Origin of the sequence: Tardiphaga robiniae (assembly GCF_001618955.1) — a bacterium.
GTDB lineage: Bacteria > Pseudomonadota > Alphaproteobacteria > Rhizobiales > Xanthobacteraceae > Tardiphaga > Tardiphaga robiniae_A.
In genome coordinates this window covers 94298-111651 of sequence record NZ_LVYV01000010.1, presented here as the reverse complement: position 1 = coordinate 111651, position 17354 = coordinate 94298, and the positions used below count along the sequence as shown (strand labels likewise).

19 protein-coding genes are annotated in these 17354 nt (G+C 62.5%); 4 read left to right on the top strand and 15 right to left on the bottom strand.

The window, feature by feature from the left end; all coding sequences use genetic code 11:
* Positions 1–227: 227 nt before the first annotated feature.
* The 8 genes from thiL to A4A58_RS12780 form a co-directional block, all read right to left on the bottom strand.
* Complete coding sequence (gene thiL / locus A4A58_RS12815) at positions 228–1226, bottom strand: thiamine-phosphate kinase (protein WP_068732552.1); 999 nt, start codon at positions 1224–1226, stop codon at positions 228–230.
* A 2-nt stretch (positions 1227–1228) separates the two neighbouring features.
* A complete protein-coding gene (nusB, locus tag A4A58_RS12810; RefSeq protein WP_433993622.1) occupies positions 1229–1741 on the bottom strand; it encodes a transcription antitermination factor NusB in 513 nt (170 codons plus the stop codon).
* Positions 1742–1744: 3 nt separating this feature from the next.
* Complete coding sequence (gene ribH / locus A4A58_RS12805) at positions 1745–2236, bottom strand: 6,7-dimethyl-8-ribityllumazine synthase (RefSeq protein WP_068732548.1); 492 nt, start codon at positions 2234–2236, stop codon at positions 1745–1747.
* A gap of 100 nt (positions 2237–2336) precedes the next feature.
* Entirely contained in the window at positions 2337–2948 is a 612-nt protein-coding gene (locus A4A58_RS12800; RefSeq protein ID WP_068732546.1) for a riboflavin synthase, read from the bottom strand.
* Positions 2948–4102 (bottom strand): bifunctional diaminohydroxyphosphoribosylaminopyrimidine deaminase/5-amino-6-(5-phosphoribosylamino)uracil reductase RibD, encoded by a 1155-nt coding sequence (gene ribD / locus A4A58_RS12795; protein ID WP_068732544.1) that lies wholly within the window; start codon positions 4100–4102, stop codon positions 2948–2950. Before ribD ends, A4A58_RS12800 begins: the two co-directional genes overlap by 1 nt.
* Positions 4099–4581 (bottom strand): transcriptional regulator NrdR, encoded by a 483-nt coding sequence (gene nrdR / locus A4A58_RS12790; protein WP_068732542.1) that lies wholly within the window; start codon positions 4579–4581, stop codon positions 4099–4101. The genes ribD and nrdR overlap by 4 nt, the downstream gene beginning before the upstream one ends.
* 70 nt (positions 4582–4651) lie before the next feature.
* A complete protein-coding gene (glyA, locus tag A4A58_RS12785) occupies positions 4652–5953 on the bottom strand; it encodes a serine hydroxymethyltransferase (RefSeq protein ID WP_068732540.1) in 1302 nt (433 codons plus the stop codon).
* Between the two features lie 193 nt (positions 5954–6146).
* Positions 6147–6773: a glutathione S-transferase family protein gene (locus A4A58_RS12780; protein ID WP_068732538.1), complete on the bottom strand. Its 627-nt coding sequence runs from the start codon at positions 6771–6773 to the stop codon at positions 6147–6149.
* A gap of 221 nt (positions 6774–6994) precedes the next feature.
* On the opposite strand from A4A58_RS12780, the gene A4A58_RS12775 reads away from it, so the two are divergent.
* The gene (locus A4A58_RS12775; protein ID WP_068732535.1) at positions 6995–7363 is read left to right on the top strand and encodes a nuclear transport factor 2 family protein; all 369 of its coding nucleotides are present in this window, start codon (positions 6995–6997) and stop codon (positions 7361–7363) included.
* A gap of 700 nt (positions 7364–8063) precedes the next feature.
* On the opposite strand, the gene A4A58_RS12770 is transcribed toward A4A58_RS12775, so the two are convergent.
* The 6 genes from A4A58_RS12770 to A4A58_RS12745 form a co-directional block, all read right to left on the bottom strand.
* Positions 8064–8285, bottom strand: coding sequence for a hypothetical protein (locus A4A58_RS12770; protein WP_068732570.1), 222 nt, complete (start codon positions 8283–8285; stop codon positions 8064–8066).
* Positions 8286–8320: 35 nt separating this feature from the next.
* Positions 8321–8551 (bottom strand): hypothetical protein, encoded by a 231-nt coding sequence (locus tag A4A58_RS12765; protein WP_068732533.1) that lies wholly within the window; start codon positions 8549–8551, stop codon positions 8321–8323.
* Positions 8552–8775: 224 nt separating this feature from the next.
* On the bottom strand, positions 8776–9288 hold the full coding sequence (locus tag A4A58_RS12760; RefSeq protein ID WP_068732531.1) for a hypothetical protein: 513 nt from the start codon (positions 9286–9288) through the stop codon (positions 8776–8778).
* Positions 9289–9838: 550 nt separating this feature from the next.
* Positions 9839–10351 (bottom strand): transcriptional regulator LdtR, encoded by a 513-nt coding sequence (gene ldtR / locus A4A58_RS12755; protein WP_068732529.1) that lies wholly within the window; start codon positions 10349–10351, stop codon positions 9839–9841.
* A gap of 339 nt (positions 10352–10690) precedes the next feature.
* The gene (locus A4A58_RS12750; protein WP_192855905.1) at positions 10691–12256 is read right to left on the bottom strand and encodes an AMP-binding protein; all 1566 of its coding nucleotides are present in this window, start codon (positions 12254–12256) and stop codon (positions 10691–10693) included.
* Positions 12257–12422: 166 nt separating this feature from the next.
* The gene (locus tag A4A58_RS12745; RefSeq protein ID WP_068732525.1) at positions 12423–12902 is read right to left on the bottom strand and encodes a DUF6163 family protein; all 480 of its coding nucleotides are present in this window, start codon (positions 12900–12902) and stop codon (positions 12423–12425) included.
* 230 nt (positions 12903–13132) lie between these two features.
* On the opposite strand from A4A58_RS12745, the gene hemB reads away from it, so the two are divergent.
* From hemB to A4A58_RS12730, 3 genes are all read left to right on the top strand, one after another.
* Entirely contained in the window at positions 13133–14194 is a 1062-nt protein-coding gene (gene hemB, locus A4A58_RS12740) for a porphobilinogen synthase (RefSeq protein ID WP_068732520.1), read from the top strand.
* A gap of 143 nt (positions 14195–14337) precedes the next feature.
* Positions 14338–14919 carry an RDD family protein gene (locus A4A58_RS12735; RefSeq protein ID WP_068732518.1) on the top strand — a complete coding sequence of 194 codons (582 nt, stop codon included), beginning with the start codon at positions 14338–14340 and terminating at the stop codon, positions 14917–14919.
* Between the two features lie 99 nt (positions 14920–15018).
* Entirely contained in the window at positions 15019–15795 is a 777-nt protein-coding gene (locus A4A58_RS12730; RefSeq protein ID WP_068732516.1) for an arginyltransferase, read from the top strand.
* Positions 15796–15854: 59 nt separating this feature from the next.
* On the opposite strand, the gene A4A58_RS12725 is transcribed toward A4A58_RS12730, so the two are convergent.
* A complete protein-coding gene (locus tag A4A58_RS12725; RefSeq protein WP_081421852.1) occupies positions 15855–17249 on the bottom strand; it encodes an Nramp family divalent metal transporter in 1395 nt (464 codons plus the stop codon).
* Positions 17250–17354 lie beyond the last annotated feature (105 nt).

Here is a 17354-nt window from a genome sequence, read left to right as displayed (position 1 = left end):
CGGATCGAGCGCCCTTCGGCGTAAAGCTGGGCAATCCTGTAGCGGTCATCCAGCGACAGCTGGGCGTAGGTTCGGTCCATCGCAACACCCTAGTCTGGTGTTGCACTTCGTTTGAGAACTCAGCGGATCCATAACCTCCATCATATCCACTAAAGGGATGGCCTTCCCATTCCCCGTTGAACATGACGACAGCGGGGATGACGAGCCGAGTGTGTGCGACCCGCTGCTCAGAAGTGGCTGTAGGACAGGCGCTTCAACACGATGTCCCTGCCCGCCTGGTCGACGAAGCGCGGCGATGACGCACCTGCAACAATCGTCCCGATGACCGCGACCCGCACGCCCGCCTGATGCGCGGCCTGCACGAAACCGGTCGTGCGATTCTCGGGGATGGTGCAGAGGACTTCGTAATCGTCGCCGCCGGCAACGACCGTTTCGAGACCAATCACACCGCGATCCAGCAGTGCTGCCGCCGGATCCGACAGCGGAATAGCCGATGCATCGATGACGGCGGATACGCCCGACACCGCACAGAGCTTGGCGAGATCGCCAGCCAATCCGTCGGAGACATCCATCGACGCCGTCGCGAAATCGCGCACCGCCAATGCCAGCGTGTTGCGTGGCTGTGGAACGCGATAGCGTGCTACGAGCGCATCACGCGCGTTGCTGTCGCCGGCCAGCGCCGTCGCGACCGCGCCGCCTTTCAGCGCCGCAAGGCCAAGCGCGGCATCGCCGATCATGCCACTCACGACCACGCGGTCCCCCACCGCCGCGCCGTGGCGGCGGACCATCTTGCCCACCGGAACGCGTCCGAAGGCGGTGACTGACACCATCAGCGGCCCCGGCGTCGAGACCGTATCGCCGCCGAGCAGCGCGCAGCCGAATGTTGCGATGTCTTCGCCGAGACCGCGTGCGAACTCCATCAGCCACGCCTCATCATGTGTCCGCAGCGCCAGCGTCAGCACAAAGCCGGCCGGTACCGCGCCCTTGGCGGCGAGGTCTGACAGGTTCACCCGCAGCGCCTTGCGCGCGATGGTGTCCGGGGGATCATCGGGGAGAAAGTGCACGCCTTCGACGATGGCGTCGGTGTTGACGACGATATCCTCGCCGTCAGCCTTGAGCACCGCAGCGTCGTCGGTCAGCCCGAACGCGCCAGGATCACGCGCCAGCGGCTTGAAGTAGCGCGCGATCAGGGTGTCTTCGCCGGATGCGTTGGACCCGGCTGACATGATCAGTGTCCTGCGCGCGAAAACTCTTCCGCGCGAAACTGCCGGGCGATCTGGTCGAGCACGGCATTGACCATTCCGGTCTCGTCGCCTTCCACGAAAGCATGCGCGACGTCGACATATTCCGACACCACGACGCGGCCGGGAATGTCCTTGCGATGTTCCAGCTCATAGGCGCCGGCGCGCATCACCGCGCGCAGGATCGCCTCGATCCGCTGCAGCGGCCAGCCTCTGGAGAGCGCGTCGTCAATCAGCGGATCGAGCTTGTTCTGGTCGCGCACCACGCCGGACACGATGTCGCGGAAGAACGCCTCCTCGGCGGGGAGATATTGGTCGCCCTCGATCTCGCTGCCGAGCCAGAAGCTCTCGAACTCGGCGAAGACGTCGTTGATGCCGGAGCCGCCCACATCCATCTGGTACAGCGCCTGCACGGCGGCGAGACGCGCAGCGCCGCGGCGGTTGGCCTTGCGGTCGCCTTTCGGCACGGGCTTCTTGAAGTCAGCTTTCTTGTCAGCCATCATTCAGGCCTTCGCCAGACGGCGCTTGATGCGCAGCACGGACAGTGCCGCACGGGCCGCATCGCCGCCCTTGTTCAGTTCGCCGGCGCGCGCGCGCGCCCAGGCCTGCTCGTCGGTATCCACCGTGATGATCCCGTTGCCGAGGGGCAGCCGCAAATCGACGGACAGATCCGTCAGCCCGCGCGACGACTCCATCGAAACGATCTCGAAATGGAACGTCTCGCCACGTACCACGCAGCCGAGCGCGATTGCCGCTTCATAAGGCTTGCCGCTTTCCGCGGCAGCATCGACCGCAATCGCGATGGTCGAAGGAATTTCCAGCGCGCCCGGCACCGTCAACACGTCGTAACTGGCGCCGGCTCCCTTCAGCTCAACGATCGCGCCTTCCAGCAGCGCATCCTGAATGTCGTCATAGAACCGCGCCTCGACGATCAGAACGCGCGCGCCCGTGATGTCGGTCTGGTCCTGCAAATGAGCGCGTCGCGCGTCTGCCATCGGTATTCCGTCAAATTTGCGAGAATTGGTTGATTGCGCAGGGTTTTAGGCGCAGCGGCGCCATATGCCAAGGGCTGATAAGGACTGATCGAGCCTCGAATTATTTCATTTCGCTCAGCCGCGCCGCATAGCGGGCCATCAGGTCGACCTCGATATTGACCTCGCTGCCTTCATTCCATGCCTTGTCCAGCGTGGTGATGCTCAGCGTGTGCGGAATGATCAGCACGGCGAACTGGACGTCATCGACGGTATTCACCGTCAGCGACACGCCGTCGAGCGTGATAGAGCCCTTGGTGGCGATGAACCGTGCCAGTTCGCGGGTGGTGCGGAAGGTGATCCGCGCCATGTCCGGCAGATTCTCGCGCGACACGATGGTGGCGATGCCGTCGGCATGGCCGGCGACGATATGGCCGCCCAGCTCGTCACCGATTTTCAGCGCGCGCTCGAGATTAAGCCTTGTGCCGAGCTTCCAGTGCTTCGCCGTGGTCATGCCCAGCGTCTCGGCGGCAGCGTCAACGTCGAACCAGGTTTTGCCATTCGCCACGCCGGAGCCGACCACTGTGAGGCACACGCCGTTGCAGGCGATCGAGGCGCCATCGGCGATGGTGGTCTGGTCGTAGTCGCAGAGAATGCGCAGCCGGTGGAGCTGGCCCTGCGCCACGGGCGTGAGGCTCTCGATCTCGCCGATGTCGGTGACAATGCCGGTGAACATTAGCTTCTTTCGTAGATGGTCAGAGTGTCGTTCTCGATCATCTCGCTAGCACGCTGCACGAAATCCGGCGACCCGGTGATCGCCGATAGCGGCAATGCGTCCAGCGCGGCGATGCCACCCTCGCCGATCTCCTTCGGCCCGCGAAACAGCCAGACTTCATCCACCAGCCCCGCAGCCACGAAAGACGACGCGACTTTCGATCCGCCTTCCACCAGCAGCTTGGTAATGCCCTTCCCCGCCAAGCACTGCAGCACCGCCAGCAGATCCAGCCCCGGTGGCGGCGACGTCGTCACCGGCACGCGCAGCACCTGCGCGCCGGCCGCGCCCAGCGCCATCGCGGCGGGCGCCTCGGACAGGCTCGAGGTCATCAGCCATAGCGGCGTTGTGCGCGCCGAATGCACGAGCTTGCTGTTGCCCGACATGCGCAGTGCACGGTCCAGCACCACGCGCACCGGCGAGCGCTTCATCATGCCGGGCAAGCGACAGGTCAGTTCGGGATTGTCAGCAATGACGGTGCCCATGCCGACCAGCACGGCGTCGCATTGCGCCCGCAAGAGATGCACGCGCGACCGCACCATCTCGCCGGTGACGGCGACGGGCTTGTGACCGGCTGCAGCTATCCTGTCATCCGGCGACACCGCAAGCTTCAACACCACATGCGGGCGCTTGTCGCGGATACGCCGAAAATGCCCGGCGTGATCGCGCGCGGCCTGTTCGGCGCAGAGCCCGAGATCAACCCTGATGCCAGCGGCACGCAGCCGCGCATGGCCCTGCCCCGCCACGTCCGGGTTGGGATCTTCAATCGCCGCAACGACGCGCGCGATACCAGCAGCGACGATCGCATCGGCACAAGGCGGCGACTTGCCGAAATGCGAGCATGGCTCCAGCGTCACATAGAGCGTGGCGCCGCGTGCGGCCTCGCCGGCCTGCGCCAGCGCGACAGGCTCGGCGTGAGGACGTCCGCCGGGCTGGGTCCAGCCGCGGCCGATGATGACACCATCCTTGACGATGACCGCGCCGACCGCGGGATTGGGCCATGTCCGGCCCTGCCCGCGCCGGCCAAGCGTCAGTGCCAGCTGCATGAAGCGCAGGTCGGTTGCTTTCGCGTCGGCAGATTTTTGTGCGTATTGATCTTCCAGGATCCGGAAGATCATTTTCGGACGACCACCGGCCGGCCGTCGTCGTCGGCATGCAATTCGCCGAGCACCGCCTCGAAGTCCTTCGCCTCGCGAAAATTGCGATAGACCGAAGCGAAGCGCACATAGGCGACGTCATCGAGCCCGCGCAGATGCTCCATCACGATCTCGCCGATGGTCTCCGACGAAATCTCCGCCTCGCCGCCGCTTTCCAGCTCGCGCACGATCGCCGAGACCATGGTCTCCACCCGCTCCGGATCGACCGGGCGCTTGCGCAGGCTGATCGACAGCGAACGCACCAGCTTGTCGCGGTCGAACGGCACGCGGCGGCCGTTGCGCTTGATCACCGTGAGCTCGCGCAGTTGCACGCGCTCGAAGGTGGTGAAGCGGAAGTTGCAGGTAACGCAGACGCGCCGCCTGCGGATCACGGCGGAATCTTCCGCGGGACGCGAGTCCTTCACCTGCGTATCGAGGCTATTGCAGTTCGGACAGCGCATTCCAGAGAACCTTCCAGACACTCGTTCCTGCGCGACCTTCTGACCGCGCAGGCCTTACTTGTAGCAGAGCTTACTGATAGATCGGGAAACGATCCGTCAGCGCCTTGACCTTGTCCTTCACGGCCGCTTCGACCAGCGGCGCGCTGCCGTCGCCGGACTGCGCCACCGCACTCAGCACTTCGGCGATCATCTCGCCGGTTGCCTTGAATTCGGCGATGCCGAAACCACGCGTGGTCGCGGCGGGCGTGCCGAGCCGGATGCCCGACGTGATCCACGGCTTTTCGGGATCGAACGGCACGCCGTTCTTGTTGCAGGTGATGCCGGCGCGGACCAGCGCCTTCTCCGAGACGTTGCCCTTCAGGCCCTTCGGCCTGAGGTCAACGAGCATCAGGTGGTTATCGGTGCCGCCCGAGACAATGTCGTAGCCCTGCGCGCGCAGCGTTTCGGCCAGCGCCTTGGCGTTCTCGACGACGTTCTTGGCATAGACCTTGAAGTCCGGCTGCAGCGCTTCCTTGAAGGCCACAGCCTTCGCCGCGATGACATGCATCAAGGGGCCGCCCTGCAGGCCCGGGAAGATCGCCGAGTTCAGCTTCTTGTGCAGCGCCTCGTCATTGGTGAGGATCAACCCGCCGCGCGGACCGCGCAGCGACTTGTGCGTGGTCGTCGTGGTGACATGGGCATGCGGCACCGGCGAGGCATGGACGCCGCCGGCGACCAGACCGGCGAAGTGGGCCATGTCGACGAGCAGATACGCGCCGACGCTGTCGGCGATCTCGCGGAAGCGCTTGAAGTCCCACGAACGCGAATAGGCCGAGCCGCCGGCGATGATCAGCTTCGGCTTCACCTCTTCCGCCTGCTTCGCGATCGCATCCATGTCGAGCAGCTGGTCGTCCTTGCGCACGGTGTAGTGCACCGGCTTGAACCACTTGCCGGACATGTTGACGGGCGAGCCGTGGGTGAGATGGCCGCCCGCCGCGAGGTCAAGACCCATGAAGGTATCGCCCGGCTGCAGCAGCGCCAGGAACACGGCCTGGTTCATCTGGCTACCGGAGTTGGGCTGCACATTGGCGAACTGGGCGCCGAACAGCTTCTTGGCTCGCTCGATCGCCAGCGTCTCGGCGACGTCGACGAACTCGCAGCCGCCATAATAGCGCGCGCCCGGATAGCCCTCGGCATATTTGTTGGTCATCACCGAGCCCTGCGCTTCCATCACCGCCTTGCTGACGATGTTTTCCGACGCGATCAGCTCGATCTCGTGACGCTGGCGACCGAGTTCACCCTTGATCGCCTCGGCAATCTCGGGATCGGCCTGGGCAAGCGAGGCGGAGAAGAACGAGTCGGGCGCGGAGCCGGTTTTGGCCGAAGTGGTCATAGGGCAATATCTCCACCGCCGCGGCCTTCTTTCGGCGTGCGGACGGTCACGAGTGGCGATCAGGAAACGGTGCCCCGAATACCATATCTGGCTGGCGGGGCCAAGGTTTTGCGCTTCCGGGCGCGATATTTAGGCAGCAGCGGCAAATGCGGCGATTGCACATGCCGATCAGGCCTTGCAGGGTCAGATGACCCTATTTCGCCAGCCGGTATGCCCCGCCCTTCTCGACGCTGCGCTGGAACGCCGGGCGGGCATGCATCCGGCCGATCCAGGCGGCCAGATCGGGATAGGCCTTGAGCCGGTTGAAGCTGCCGGCGACCTCGGCGACGAAACTCATCTGGATATCCGCGCCGGTCAGGTTGTCGCCGACGAAGAACGCGCGGCCCTTCAGCGCCCGGTCGGCATAACCGAGATGCCGGGCCATCTCGCTGTCGATCCGCGGCTGCAGCGGCGCCCCGGCCTCCTTCAGGCGAGACACGTAGAGATTGAGCATCAGCGGCAACATTGCCGAGCCCTCGGCATAATGCAGCCATTCGAGATAGGCCTCATACTCCGTTGTCCCCTCAGCGGGCCGCATCGCGCCCTTGCCGTAGCGGCGGATGATGTAATCGACGACCGCCGCGGATTCCGCGATGGTCACATCGCCATCGACGATGACAGGCGATTTGCCGAGCGGATGCACGGCGTCCAGCTCCGGCGGCGCCAGCCGCGTCTGTGCATCGCGCTGATAGGTCTTCAGATCGTAGGGCGCGCCGAGCTCTTCCAGCAGCCAGATGATCCGCTGCGAGCGGGAGTCGTTGAGATGATGAAGCGTGAGCATGGGCGTGTCCTTGTGTTGTCCCCGGCCCGATCTGTAGACTGTCGGCGTGAGAGAAGTCTTCGAGGATTATTGCGCGGAAACAGCGAACAAGAAAAATTTCGGGAGCTTTTCCATGCTAGTTTGCCGGTAAGGCGACTGTCTGTCGTTGTGGAGAGGTTCGGCTCTCCTTCCCCTCTGCACCAAGCCAAGCCGCCACCTGAGGCCTATCGCAGGAGGTTGAGATGGACGATGTACGGGCCGCCCTGGAGCGTCATTGGACTGCATCGGACGCGAACGATTTCGATATCGAACATGACATCTACCATGAGGATGCGATGCTTTATTATCCCCAATCGGGGGAACGCATCCGCGGTCGGCACAACATTCAGATGAGCCGACTTGTCCAGCCAAACGAGAAACGCTTTACGGTTCGGCGGATTATCGGCAGCGGCGAATTATGGGTCAACGAATTCATCCTGACCTATGACGGTATACCATCCTACGCGGTGAGCATCATGGAGTTCCGCGAAGGACGGGTGGCCAACGAAACGCAGTATTTCGCCGATCGGTTTGAACCTGCAGTCTCGCGCGCGCATCTTGTCGAGCGATAGTTCGAGTAGCAGAACCGCGATGACAGTGCTTCGATGAGCACACATACGATGAGCGCATCGCGTCCCGCTCGTCATTCCCCTATCGCGCCAAACATGACAGCGGTGGGCTGACAACAGCGACAAGCATTTTTTCCTATATGCTATTGATAATATACCTAACAAGATTATCCTCCGCGTATCCGGTTCGCGAGGGGCGCTTCATGAGGCGTCTTGAAGTGGGACAGGATGCGGCGCCTGCGGGTGTGGGGTGACGTACCCTGCGCACTCGGGAGGCCTTGGGTAGCCGTCCGGGCCCACTACGGGGCTCTGCCGCTTGCGGCTGGACGGGTGCGGGCGAAGGCAGGCGAAAGCCGGCCGGATGACGGGCGCGATGCCCGTGCCCAGTACCCGGAAGCACGGCCCCAGGGACAGAAAAGTCGCGGTGGCGCGCCTGATGGCGTTGCGCGGTTGCAGCTTGCCGGCGTTCCGGCGGAGCGGATCGCGACAGTCACCAATAACTTGCGCCGTCAGGCGCGCCGCCACCCCTCGTCACTTGAGGGGCACTGCTTACACCTCGGACGCGCAAGCGCCGCGAGAATGCGAATACGTGTTTCCGGACCAGTGGCTGTTTGAAATTTGAATCTGAAGCGACGCGCCGGCGCGAGAAGTATCCCTCCCCACCGGCTTCGCCGCTTGGGGGAGGGAAAAAAGATCACGCTGGCTACAGCCCGGTAAATCCGGCCTTCACCGGATCGTTGCTGCCATCGAGCTCACGCAGATAGGTCAGTCCGAATACCGTCAGCCGGTGCGGATCTTTCTCGCCGCCATCGAACAGCGACTGCACATAATCGGTCACCTTGGTGCGGGCTTCGTCCGATGCCGCCTGGGTGCGGCTCATCATCAGGTCATAGGTGTGCATGATGCGGTCGATGGCAATCTGCATGTCGTCATTTTCCCCGTTGGACATCAGAAAACCGGCTACGCGGCTTCAGGCCGTGCAGCCTGGAATTGCGCGATCGCTCTATTCGCAAGGCGAAGCTTGTTGTCTTCGCCGCGATGAAACATCCGGACGATGATTTCGAGCAGCCGATCGTTGGTGAGATGAGTATCGGGGATCGCGCCGGACTTGCGCAGATAGTTCGCAGCGATGGCATAGGCGTCGCCCACCGCCTCGACATTCATCACTTTCAGACCGCGTTCGACCAGCATGGCTTGACCCCTTCTGATGAAGCGATAAAGCGCGAGAGGGAACTTGGTTCCATCGGGGCGAAGTAATTTCAAGAGTCGGAATAGCAAGTCAACTTGCCGTTGCCAGCGGGGGCTGGTCGAGGCCGAAGCATCGCCGCTAGCCAGCGTGTTGTTGATCAAGGAAATACACGACGACGACACAGCGGAGTTTAGGGCCGGAGTATTCTGGAGAGGTGCACTCCCTTCTAAACTGGAGTCACTCCCGCTGCGCACCTCTTTGGTATGCCGCCCAGCGCTGCGGGATCAACCATCACGAATTTTCCAAAAAGGTATGTCCCGCAGGTTACGACCACACTCGCGGCCATGATTATTGATGGCCAAAAAGCATTTTCTCCACCCTGCACCGTGAGGTAAATGAACATACCGAGCGTCGCTGCAAAGCCGCCAAAGGCGCAAATCAGGCTTCCCAAAACGGTTATCCGCTTCAATTCGTGCTCTCGCTTGGCGATTTCTCGCCGCAGCTGGGCTTCGCCATGAAGAGTGTTAAGTCTAAAAACGAGCTGCTCAAATACTGGATAAACACGTACGACTTTGTCGCCCTCTACCTCGACAAAGCGGGTAGCCATTTGTCCAAACTGGTCCTTGACCCATACTTCCCAGAACTCGTGACCCAGAACATCATTAGAGCCACAGTTCTGTTCGATAACATCTCTGGAGTTTGCGGCAATTACCGCTGCATCTACATCAGCTGGCACCATGTTCGCCCCCACAAACGATAATCGCCCACACTACCTAGAGTTGGCCTGTAGTCACAAGAAATTTTTAGGTGAAGGCGACTCGGGCCTCTCGGCCAACCAGCCCTTACGGACAACATGCTGTTGCCGTGACGCGCAATGGATCGGCTTCAGAACCATTAATTCTCAGAAGCGTCGCGCTCTGTATGGATGAGCAAGCGGCTTTTCCGATGAGTGCTCGAAATTAAGCCCCTGCTTCCGGCAAAGCCGTTCTCTCCTCAAACTGGCATTTCCGAGGGCATGGTCCTTGCCCTCACCTGTGCGGGATTTCTCCGCAAACGATGCATTCACCTAGCCGGGAGGATCGGCAATATCTTCGACCCGCATACCGCCCAAAGACAAATCGGCCCGCTGTTTCCAGCAAGGCCGATGAAGGTCGAAACATCCGCCGTTGGCTGGCGTGTTGGTTGATCAAGGCAACATGGAAGGGGACGCGTGACCGGCCTTATGACCGGAACATCTTGCGGAGGTGCATTCCCCGCATATGCGCCTTGCCGTCCCCTTTCCGGAATTCTCAGAGGCGATACAGGATCTGGTCGGTCCAGAAGCGCTCAAGGCGATGCAGCGACTTGTTGAGGGTCGCGAATTCCTCGTTGGAGATGCCACCGACCTGCTCGACCGTCTTGACGTGCTTCTGATACAGCGCGTCGACGATGTGGCGGATTTCCTGGCCCTGCGCCGTCAGACGAATGCGAACCGAGCGACGATCGACGCGCGAGCGCTGATGATCGAGGAAGCCGAGTTCGACGAGCTTCTTCAGGTTATAGGACACGTTGGAGCCGAGATAGTAACCACGGGTGCGCAGCTCGCCGGCGGTCAATTCCTTGTCGCCGATATTGTAGAGCAGCAGTGCCTGGACCGAATTGATATCAGCGCGGCCGCGGCGATCGAATTCATCCTTGATGACGTCGAGCAGGCGGCGATGCAGACGCTCCACCAACGTCAAGGCTTCCAGATAAAGCGGCTGAACCGGCGCCTGGCCCGGAACGAGATCGACGCTTTCCACCGTCGCAACGGTCTTCATCATGACACTACCCCTGTTGTCGTTTTTATCGACTTATTCGACGAAACTTGTGTCCCGTCTGATAGGGCCAACTTAAGGGGGAGCGTTTGAAGAACCGCTTAAATAAGACAATAAAGAGATCATGAATTTGAGACAGTGAATCTGAGATTAAGCCGGTGAAACAAGGGGTTTTCGCAAGGTTTGATTCACGCTGCAAAGCCCATGTTCCAGCTTTGTCCGCCCGATCTGTCGCATAGCGGAACAGCTTGCGTAAAATTCGAAACACTCGCGTAAGGTTCGTAACCGGGGCGTTAGGGTGACTGAAGTCTTACCGCCAACGCCCCGAAAATTAATTCGACAATTTTACGCAACTCCGCGCGTTCGTCCTTCCCAATATGGCGCCCGCAATGCCTTGCGATCGATCTTGCCGAGGCCTGTCACGGGGATCTCGGCGACGAAATCGATCGTCTTCGGCGACCACGGCGCGCCGCGCTTGTCCTTCACATGCGCCTGCAGTTCCTCCGCGGAATTATTCGCGCCGGCTTTCAGCACGACAAAGGCCTTCACCGCCTCGCCCCACTTCGCATCGGGAATTCCGATCACCGCGGCGGACGCCACCGCATGATGCGCCATCAAGGCATCCTCGACTTCGCGCGGATAGATGTTGAAGCCGCCGGAGATGATCATGTCCTTGGTGCGATCGACGATATAGAAGAAGCCGTCCGCATCCTTCACCGCGACATCGCCGGTGTGCAGCCAGCCGCCGCGAAACGCATCTTCGGTGGCATCCGGCCGTTTCCAGTAACCATCCATTACCAGCGAGCCGCGCACGCAGATCTCGCCGGGCTCCCCTGTCGCCACTTCGCGCATCTCGGCGTCGAACAGTTTGACCTCGACCATCGGATTGGCGCGGCCGCAGGAACCGAGACGGCCCGGCTTGCTGTCGTCGTGATCGATCTTGCGCATGGTGGTGATGATCTGCGGCGCTTCGGTCTGGCCATAGAGCTGCACGAACACATTCCCGAAGATACCGACGCCTTCGCGCAGCCGGTCCGGCGACATCGGCGCCGCGCCATAGACGATCATCTGCAATGACGACATGTCGTATTTGGCGCGCAGCTCCGGCGCGTCGATCAGCGCATAGATCAGCGTCGGCACCAGGAAGGTCGCGGTAATCTTCTCTTCATGCACCACGCGGCAATAGGTCTCCGCGTCAAAGCCCTGCACCAGCCGCGCGAAGCCGCCGCGCAGCATCACCGGAAACAGCGTAATGCCGGCGGCGTGGCTGATCGGTGTCGCGGCGAGATAGCGGATATCGGCCGGCCAGTCCCAATCCGCATAGATCGCCAGCGCCATCGCCACGATCACGCGATGCGGCAGCATCACGCCTTTGGAGCGGCCCGTGGTGCCGCCGGTGTAAGCGAGCCAGCAGATATCGCCGGTGCTGCTCTCGTCCACCAGCGGCGCCGGCGTGACGTTGGGCAATTCGGCCAGCAGATCGCGCGCGCCATCGAGCGCGCCGAAGGACAGCAAGTGTTTCAGGCCCGGCACGCGGCTGCGCAGCGCGAGGCCGCGCGCGGCGAACTTGCCGCTTTCCACGATCAGCGCGGAGATCTCGGCGTCTTCGAGAATGAAGGCGTGATCGTCTTCCGCGGCCATGGGATGCAGCGGCGTGTAGCGCAGGCCCATCACGGCGGCGGCGGAAATCGCGGCCCAGCTCTCGGCGCGGTTGCCGGAGAGGATGGACAGCGCATCGCCCTTCCTGAGGCCGAGATTGCGGAACAGGCTGATGAAGCGCGCGACCACGTCGCCGAAGTCGCGATAGCTCCAGCGAACATGGCCGTCCGCAAGCGCGGGCCGATCGCCATAGCGGGCGATGGCACTGACGATGAGGCTGCCGGCGGTGCCGCCGGAATAAAGCTGGTTCAATGGCCTCTCCCTGTGACAGGGCCGTCTGCGCGGCCTCTGCATTCGTCGCTCGAACAGTAGCCCGCATGAGCGTAGCGACATGCGGGATCTTTCATCGCCACATATCGCCGGCCCCGGATTTCGCTTCGCTCATCCGGGCTACGGGCTACTGCTTGACGTCCTGAGCCTATGGCGGCCGTTCGCGCGCCGCCATCCATGCCAGCGCAAGGTAGCCTGCGAGAAACGCGGCCTGGACGCCGACGATCAGCAGGTTGCCGCCATAGATGGTCGGAAACATCAGCTCGATAACTGCCATGGACACCACGGTCGTCAGCCAGACGACGGCGCCCCATGGCGTCGCGAGCCAGAGGCCGACGGCGCTGACCAGCTCGATAACGGCGAAATAGATCGTGGCGGTCTGCCAGCCCATGGTCTGGACTTCGAAGGCGTCATCCTCGGTGCCGACAAAGCCGGTCACCTGCGCCCAGTGATAGAGGCCCTGCATCATCGAGACGACGGCCATCACGCGCAGGAACAGGACCAGACGCCGGGTCCAGATGTTCTCGTCGGATTCGATGCGTCCGGACGAGATCGCCGCAACCGACATGGCATGGTCCCGCGACGTGGGGTCTCTCGACCCGAGGTCGCGCGGCATCTGCTCAGACATGCGAATGCGATCTCACGGGTGGGAACTGGACGTTAGGGCGATGGTTCAGGCGATTCATGGGGGCTTTTTGTGGGCCTTCGGGCCTGCAAAATCAATGACCCTGCCCATCACGTCATGCGCGCAGAACGTGCATGAGCGCGGTGACGCGGCGACGTCAAAGTGCTAGACTTAGAACAGGTCGAATTTAAGGGGCTTTCGACCTCACGAAGGCCCGCGGGAGAGACGGTATTATGGCAATCAAGTTCGGGCGCCCCATCGAATTGCGCGATCACGCCCCCCGCCCGGTCACTTATGATACCCCCTCCCTCGGCCTGACCACCCGCCCCCGCCGCAACCGCAAGTCCGAATGGGCCCGCCGGCTGGTCCGCGAGAACGTGCTGACGACCGACGACCTGATATGGCCGCTGTTCGTGATCGACGGCGACAACCAGCGCGCGGCCATCGCCTCGATGCCCGGCGTGGAGCGCCTCAGCGTCGATCAGGCGGTCCGCGACGCCGAACGCGCCATGAAGCTGGATATCCCCTGCATCGCGCTGTTCCCCTATACCGATCCGTCGCTCCGCGACGAGATGGGTACCGAGGCCTGCAACGCCAACAATCTGGTTTGCCAGTCCGTGCGCGCCATCAAGAAGGAATTCCCCGATCTCGGCGTGCTCTGCGACGTGGCGCTCGACCCGTTCACCAGCCACGGCCATGACGGGTTGATCCAGGGTGGCAAGATCCTCAACGACGAGACCGTCGCCGTGCTAGTCCAGCAGGCGCTGGTCCAGGCCGAGGCCGGCTGCGATATCATTGCGCCATCGGACATGATGGACGGCCGTGTCGGCGCGATCCGCGAGGCGCTGGACGACGCCGGATTCCTTGACGTGCAGATCATGGCCTATGCCGCGAAATATGCCTCAGCCTTCTACGGCCCGTTCCGCGACGCCATCGGCTCGGCCAAGACGCTGACCGGCGACAAGCGCACCTATCAGATGGACAGCGCCAATTCCGACGAGGCGCTGCGCGAGGTCGAACTCGATCTGGCCGAAGGCGCCGACATGGTCATGGTCAAGCCCGGCATGCCCTATCTGGATATTGTGCGCCGCGTGAAGGACACGTTCGCGGTTCCGACCTTCGCCTATCAGGTGTCCGGCGAGTACGCGATGATCATGGCCGCCGCCAACAACGGCTGGATCGACGGCGACCGCGCCATCATGGAAAGCCTGCTCGGCTTCAAGCGCGCCGGCGCCGATGGCGTGCTGACCTATTTCGCGCCGCATGCCGCGGAACGCATCAAGGCATCGCGCTGAGCGCATCCGCGCTCGGCCCTCGCCTGATTTAGATCCACGCCTGATTTACGTCATGGACAGTCTGTAACGATTCCGCGCACTTGTTGCGCGGTCCGGTGATATCCATGTGATGGACCGTGAGGATGCAAACGGAGGGATGCGTCATGTCTGATACCGGCCCGAATGCTGGCGGCCCCAACAACGGAAGCTGGCAAGGCGATACTTGGCGCAGTGCCGGTACCCCGCCCCGCGCCCATGCCTTCGATCCCTATGCGCAGCCGGATTTGTTCCGCGGCGTACTGATGCGCCGCGTTGTCTCCTTCCTGATCGATCTCGTGGTGCTGTCGATTCCGATCATACTCGCCGTCATCTTCATCGCGGTATTCGGCGTCGTCACCCTCGGCCTTGGCTGGGCGTTGTTCTGGCTGATCTCACCGGCGACGGTGATCTGGCCCGTCGTCTATTACGGCATGTCGCTGGGCGGTCCGCATTCGGCCACCGTTGGCATGCGGATGATGGATCTGCAGATGCGCACCTTCAGCGGCACGCCCGGCTACTTCGTGCTCGGCGCGGCACATGCGGTCTTGTTCTGGGCCTCGGTGTCGCTGCTCACGCCGCTGGTGCTGGTCGTCGGCCTGCTCAATGGCCGCCGTCAGTTGCTGCACGACCTCGTGCTGGGAACCGTGGTGGTGAATAACTCCGTAGTCCGGACGGCTTACGCCCAGCCGCCCGGCCGCGCCTACTAACAGCCGCGATTGACGCCAACTTGGCCGGGCAAAGCGATTGACCGTTTGCCCGGCCGGCGCGATGCTACGCCAAACTGCTTCGGAGACCGACGGCAACCCGTGACCCAGCACTCCCGCGACACTCCGCAATTCTACCTCACGGCGCCGTCGCCCTGCCCCTACCTGCCGGGCCGGCACGAACGGAAAGTTTTCACCCATCTGGTCGGCGACAAGGCCGGCGATCTCAACGACCTGCTCACCCATGGCGGCTTCCGGCGCAGCCAGTCGATCGCCTACCGCCCGGCCTGCGACCAGTGCCGCGCCTGCGTCTCCGTCCGGGTCATCGCCAATGAGTTCAAGCCGTCGCGCAACTTCCGCAAGATCCAGGCACGCAATGCCGACGTGATCGGCGAGCAGCGCAACGCGGTGCCGACCTCCGAACAGTATTCGGTGTTCCGCGCCTATCTCGACCAGCGCCATCGCCATGGCGGCATGGCCGACATGACCGTGCTCGATTACGCGATGATGGTCGAGGACTCGCATGTCGAGACCCGTATCATCGAATATCGCCGCCGCGGCCCCGATACAGGCATCACCGGCCGCGGCGAGGACCTGCTCGCAGTCGCGCTGACCGACGTGCTGAGCGATGGGCTGTCGATGGTTTATTCGTTCTTCGAACCTGGTGAGGAAAGCCGTTCGCTTGGCACCTTCATGATCCTCGACCACATCGCCCGTGCCAGGCGGCTCGGCCTGCCTTACGTCTATCTTGGCTACTGGATCGAAGGCTCCAAGAAGATGGACTACAAGGGCCGCTATCTGCCGCAGCAGCGCTTGGCGCCATCAGGATGGTTGCGCGTGGACGCGACGGGCGAGACGATGCCCGAGCCGCAGGATTAGCTGGCCCGGCTGACGATCCGCCTTCGGCATCATCCGCGGCCGTCCTGGATTTCAGGTCTTCAGCCGAAAAAAGTGTCGTAAAGCAGCTTGCAGTTCAAGATCACGATGATGCCAGCGATGATCCATGCCGCCGTGGCGACCGATCGCGAAATTACGAAGTCACCCATCTTTCGCCGATCCGAGACAAACCGCACCAGCGGGATGATCGCAAATGGCAGTTGCATCGACAGGATGACCTGACTGAAGACGAGGAGTTGTCCGGTGCCGCGTTCGCCATAGAGCGCGGTGACGACCACGACCGGGACAATGGCGATGCCGCGAGTCAGCAGCCGGCGCGCCCAGTTCGGCAGACGCAGCCGGAGAAAGCCCTCCATCACGATCTGGCCGGCCAGCGTTGCCGTCACCGTCGAGTTGAGGCCGGATGCCAGCAATGCGATCGCGAAAAGCGTCGATGCGATGCCGAGGCCTAGCAACGGCGACAACAGCTCGTAAGCCTGACCGATCTCCGCCACATCAGCATGACCGCTGGTATGGAAGGACGCCGCGGCGACAATAAGGATCGCCGCATTGATAAACAGCGCGAGCATCAGCGCGATGGTGCTGTCCGTCGTCGCCCACTTGATCGCGTCGCGGCGGCCCTCATCGGTGCGCGGATAGGCACGGGTCTGCACGATCGACGAGTGCAGATAGAGATTATGCGGCATCACGGTTGCGCCGATGATGCCAATCGCAATGTAGAGCATTTCGGGATTGGTCACGATCGCGGTGGACGGCAGGAAGCCGCTCAGCACTGCAGCCACGGGCGGCGCCGCAGCGACAATCTGAACCGTGAAACAGACTGCGATGACGATGAGCAGCGCGATCACGAAAGCTTCGAGAAAACGGAAACCCTTGTTCATCAGCAACAGCAGCAAAAAGGCATCCAGCGCGGTGATGAGCGCGCCCCCGATCAGCGGAATGCCGAATAGCAGTTGCAGCGCAATCGCGGTGCCGATCACCTCCGCCAGATCACAGGCAATGATCGCGGTCTCGCAGGCCAGCCACAGCATGATGTTGACCGGCCGGGAGAAGCTGTCGCGGCAGGCCTGCGCCAGATCGCGGTCGGTGACGATGCCCAGACGCGCGGCCAGTGCCTGCAGCAGGATCGCCATCACGTTCGACAGCAGGATCACCGAGAGCAGCGTGTAGCCGAACTTCGAGCCACCCGCGAGATCGGTCGCCCAGTTGCCGGGGTCCATGTAGCCGACCGAGACCATGTAACCCGGTCCGGCGAACGCCAGCAGCCGCCGAAACCAGTGGCCGCCGATCGGAACCGGGATCGACGAATTGACCTCCGAAAGGCTGCGCCGGAAATCCCCGCCAAGGCCGGAGCGCCAGCCGGCCGCGTCTGAAACGCTGCCGGGGATTGGAGACGTTGACGAATCGGGCGAGGTTTTGGGCGAAAGTGCATCCATCAGAGCTGCATAGAGCAATCTCCTCCTTGTTGCAACTCATTTGCAACTGCATCTAGTCGGTTGGTGAGCGCTGCCCTGTCACGGCGCACTCTCGGTAATCGGGTG

What these genes read in the sequence shown, in the direction of transcription:
- thiL (WP_068732552.1), bottom strand. Translation starts at nt 1,226, where the DNA reads ATGTCAGCCGGGTCCAACGCATCCGGCGAAGACACCCTGATCGCGCGC.
- nusB (WP_433993622.1), bottom strand. Translation starts at nt 1,741, where the DNA reads ATGGCTGACAAGAAAGCTGACTTCAAGAAGCCCGTGCCGAAAGGCGAC.
- ribH (WP_068732548.1), bottom strand. Translation starts at nt 2,236, where the DNA reads ATGGCAGACGCGCGACGCGCTCATTTGCAGGACCAGACCGACATCACG.
- A4A58_RS12800 (WP_068732546.1), bottom strand. Translation starts at nt 2,948, where the DNA reads ATGTTCACCGGCATTGTCACCGACATCGGCGAGATCGAGAGCCTCACG.
- ribD (WP_068732544.1), bottom strand. Translation starts at nt 4,102, where the DNA reads ATGATCTTCCGGATCCTGGAAGATCAATACGCACAAAAATCTGCCGAC.
- nrdR (WP_068732542.1), bottom strand. Translation starts at nt 4,581, where the DNA reads ATGCGCTGTCCGAACTGCAATAGCCTCGATACGCAGGTGAAGGACTCG.
- glyA (WP_068732540.1), bottom strand. Translation starts at nt 5,953, where the DNA reads ATGACCACTTCGGCCAAAACCGGCTCCGCGCCCGACTCGTTCTTCTCC.
- A4A58_RS12780 (WP_068732538.1), bottom strand. Translation starts at nt 6,773, where the DNA reads ATGCTCACGCTTCATCATCTCAACGACTCCCGCTCGCAGCGGATCATC.
- A4A58_RS12775 (WP_068732535.1), top strand. Translation starts at nt 6,995, where the DNA reads ATGGACGATGTACGGGCCGCCCTGGAGCGTCATTGGACTGCATCGGAC.
- A4A58_RS12770 (WP_068732570.1), bottom strand. Translation starts at nt 8,285, where the DNA reads ATGCAGATTGCCATCGACCGCATCATGCACACCTATGACCTGATGATG.
- A4A58_RS12765 (WP_068732533.1), bottom strand. Translation starts at nt 8,551, where the DNA reads ATGCTGGTCGAACGCGGTCTGAAAGTGATGAATGTCGAGGCGGTGGGC.
- A4A58_RS12760 (WP_068732531.1), bottom strand. Translation starts at nt 9,288, where the DNA reads ATGGTGCCAGCTGATGTAGATGCAGCGGTAATTGCCGCAAACTCCAGA.
- ldtR (WP_068732529.1), bottom strand. Translation starts at nt 10,351, where the DNA reads ATGATGAAGACCGTTGCGACGGTGGAAAGCGTCGATCTCGTTCCGGGC.
- A4A58_RS12745 (WP_068732525.1), bottom strand. Translation starts at nt 12,902, where the DNA reads ATGTCTGAGCAGATGCCGCGCGACCTCGGGTCGAGAGACCCCACGTCG.
- hemB (WP_068732520.1), top strand. Translation starts at nt 13,133, where the DNA reads ATGGCAATCAAGTTCGGGCGCCCCATCGAATTGCGCGATCACGCCCCC.
- A4A58_RS12735 (WP_068732518.1), top strand. Translation starts at nt 14,338, where the DNA reads ATGTCTGATACCGGCCCGAATGCTGGCGGCCCCAACAACGGAAGCTGG.
- A4A58_RS12725 (WP_081421852.1), bottom strand. Translation starts at nt 17,249, where the DNA reads ATGGATGCACTTTCGCCCAAAACCTCGCCCGATTCGTCAACGTCTCCA.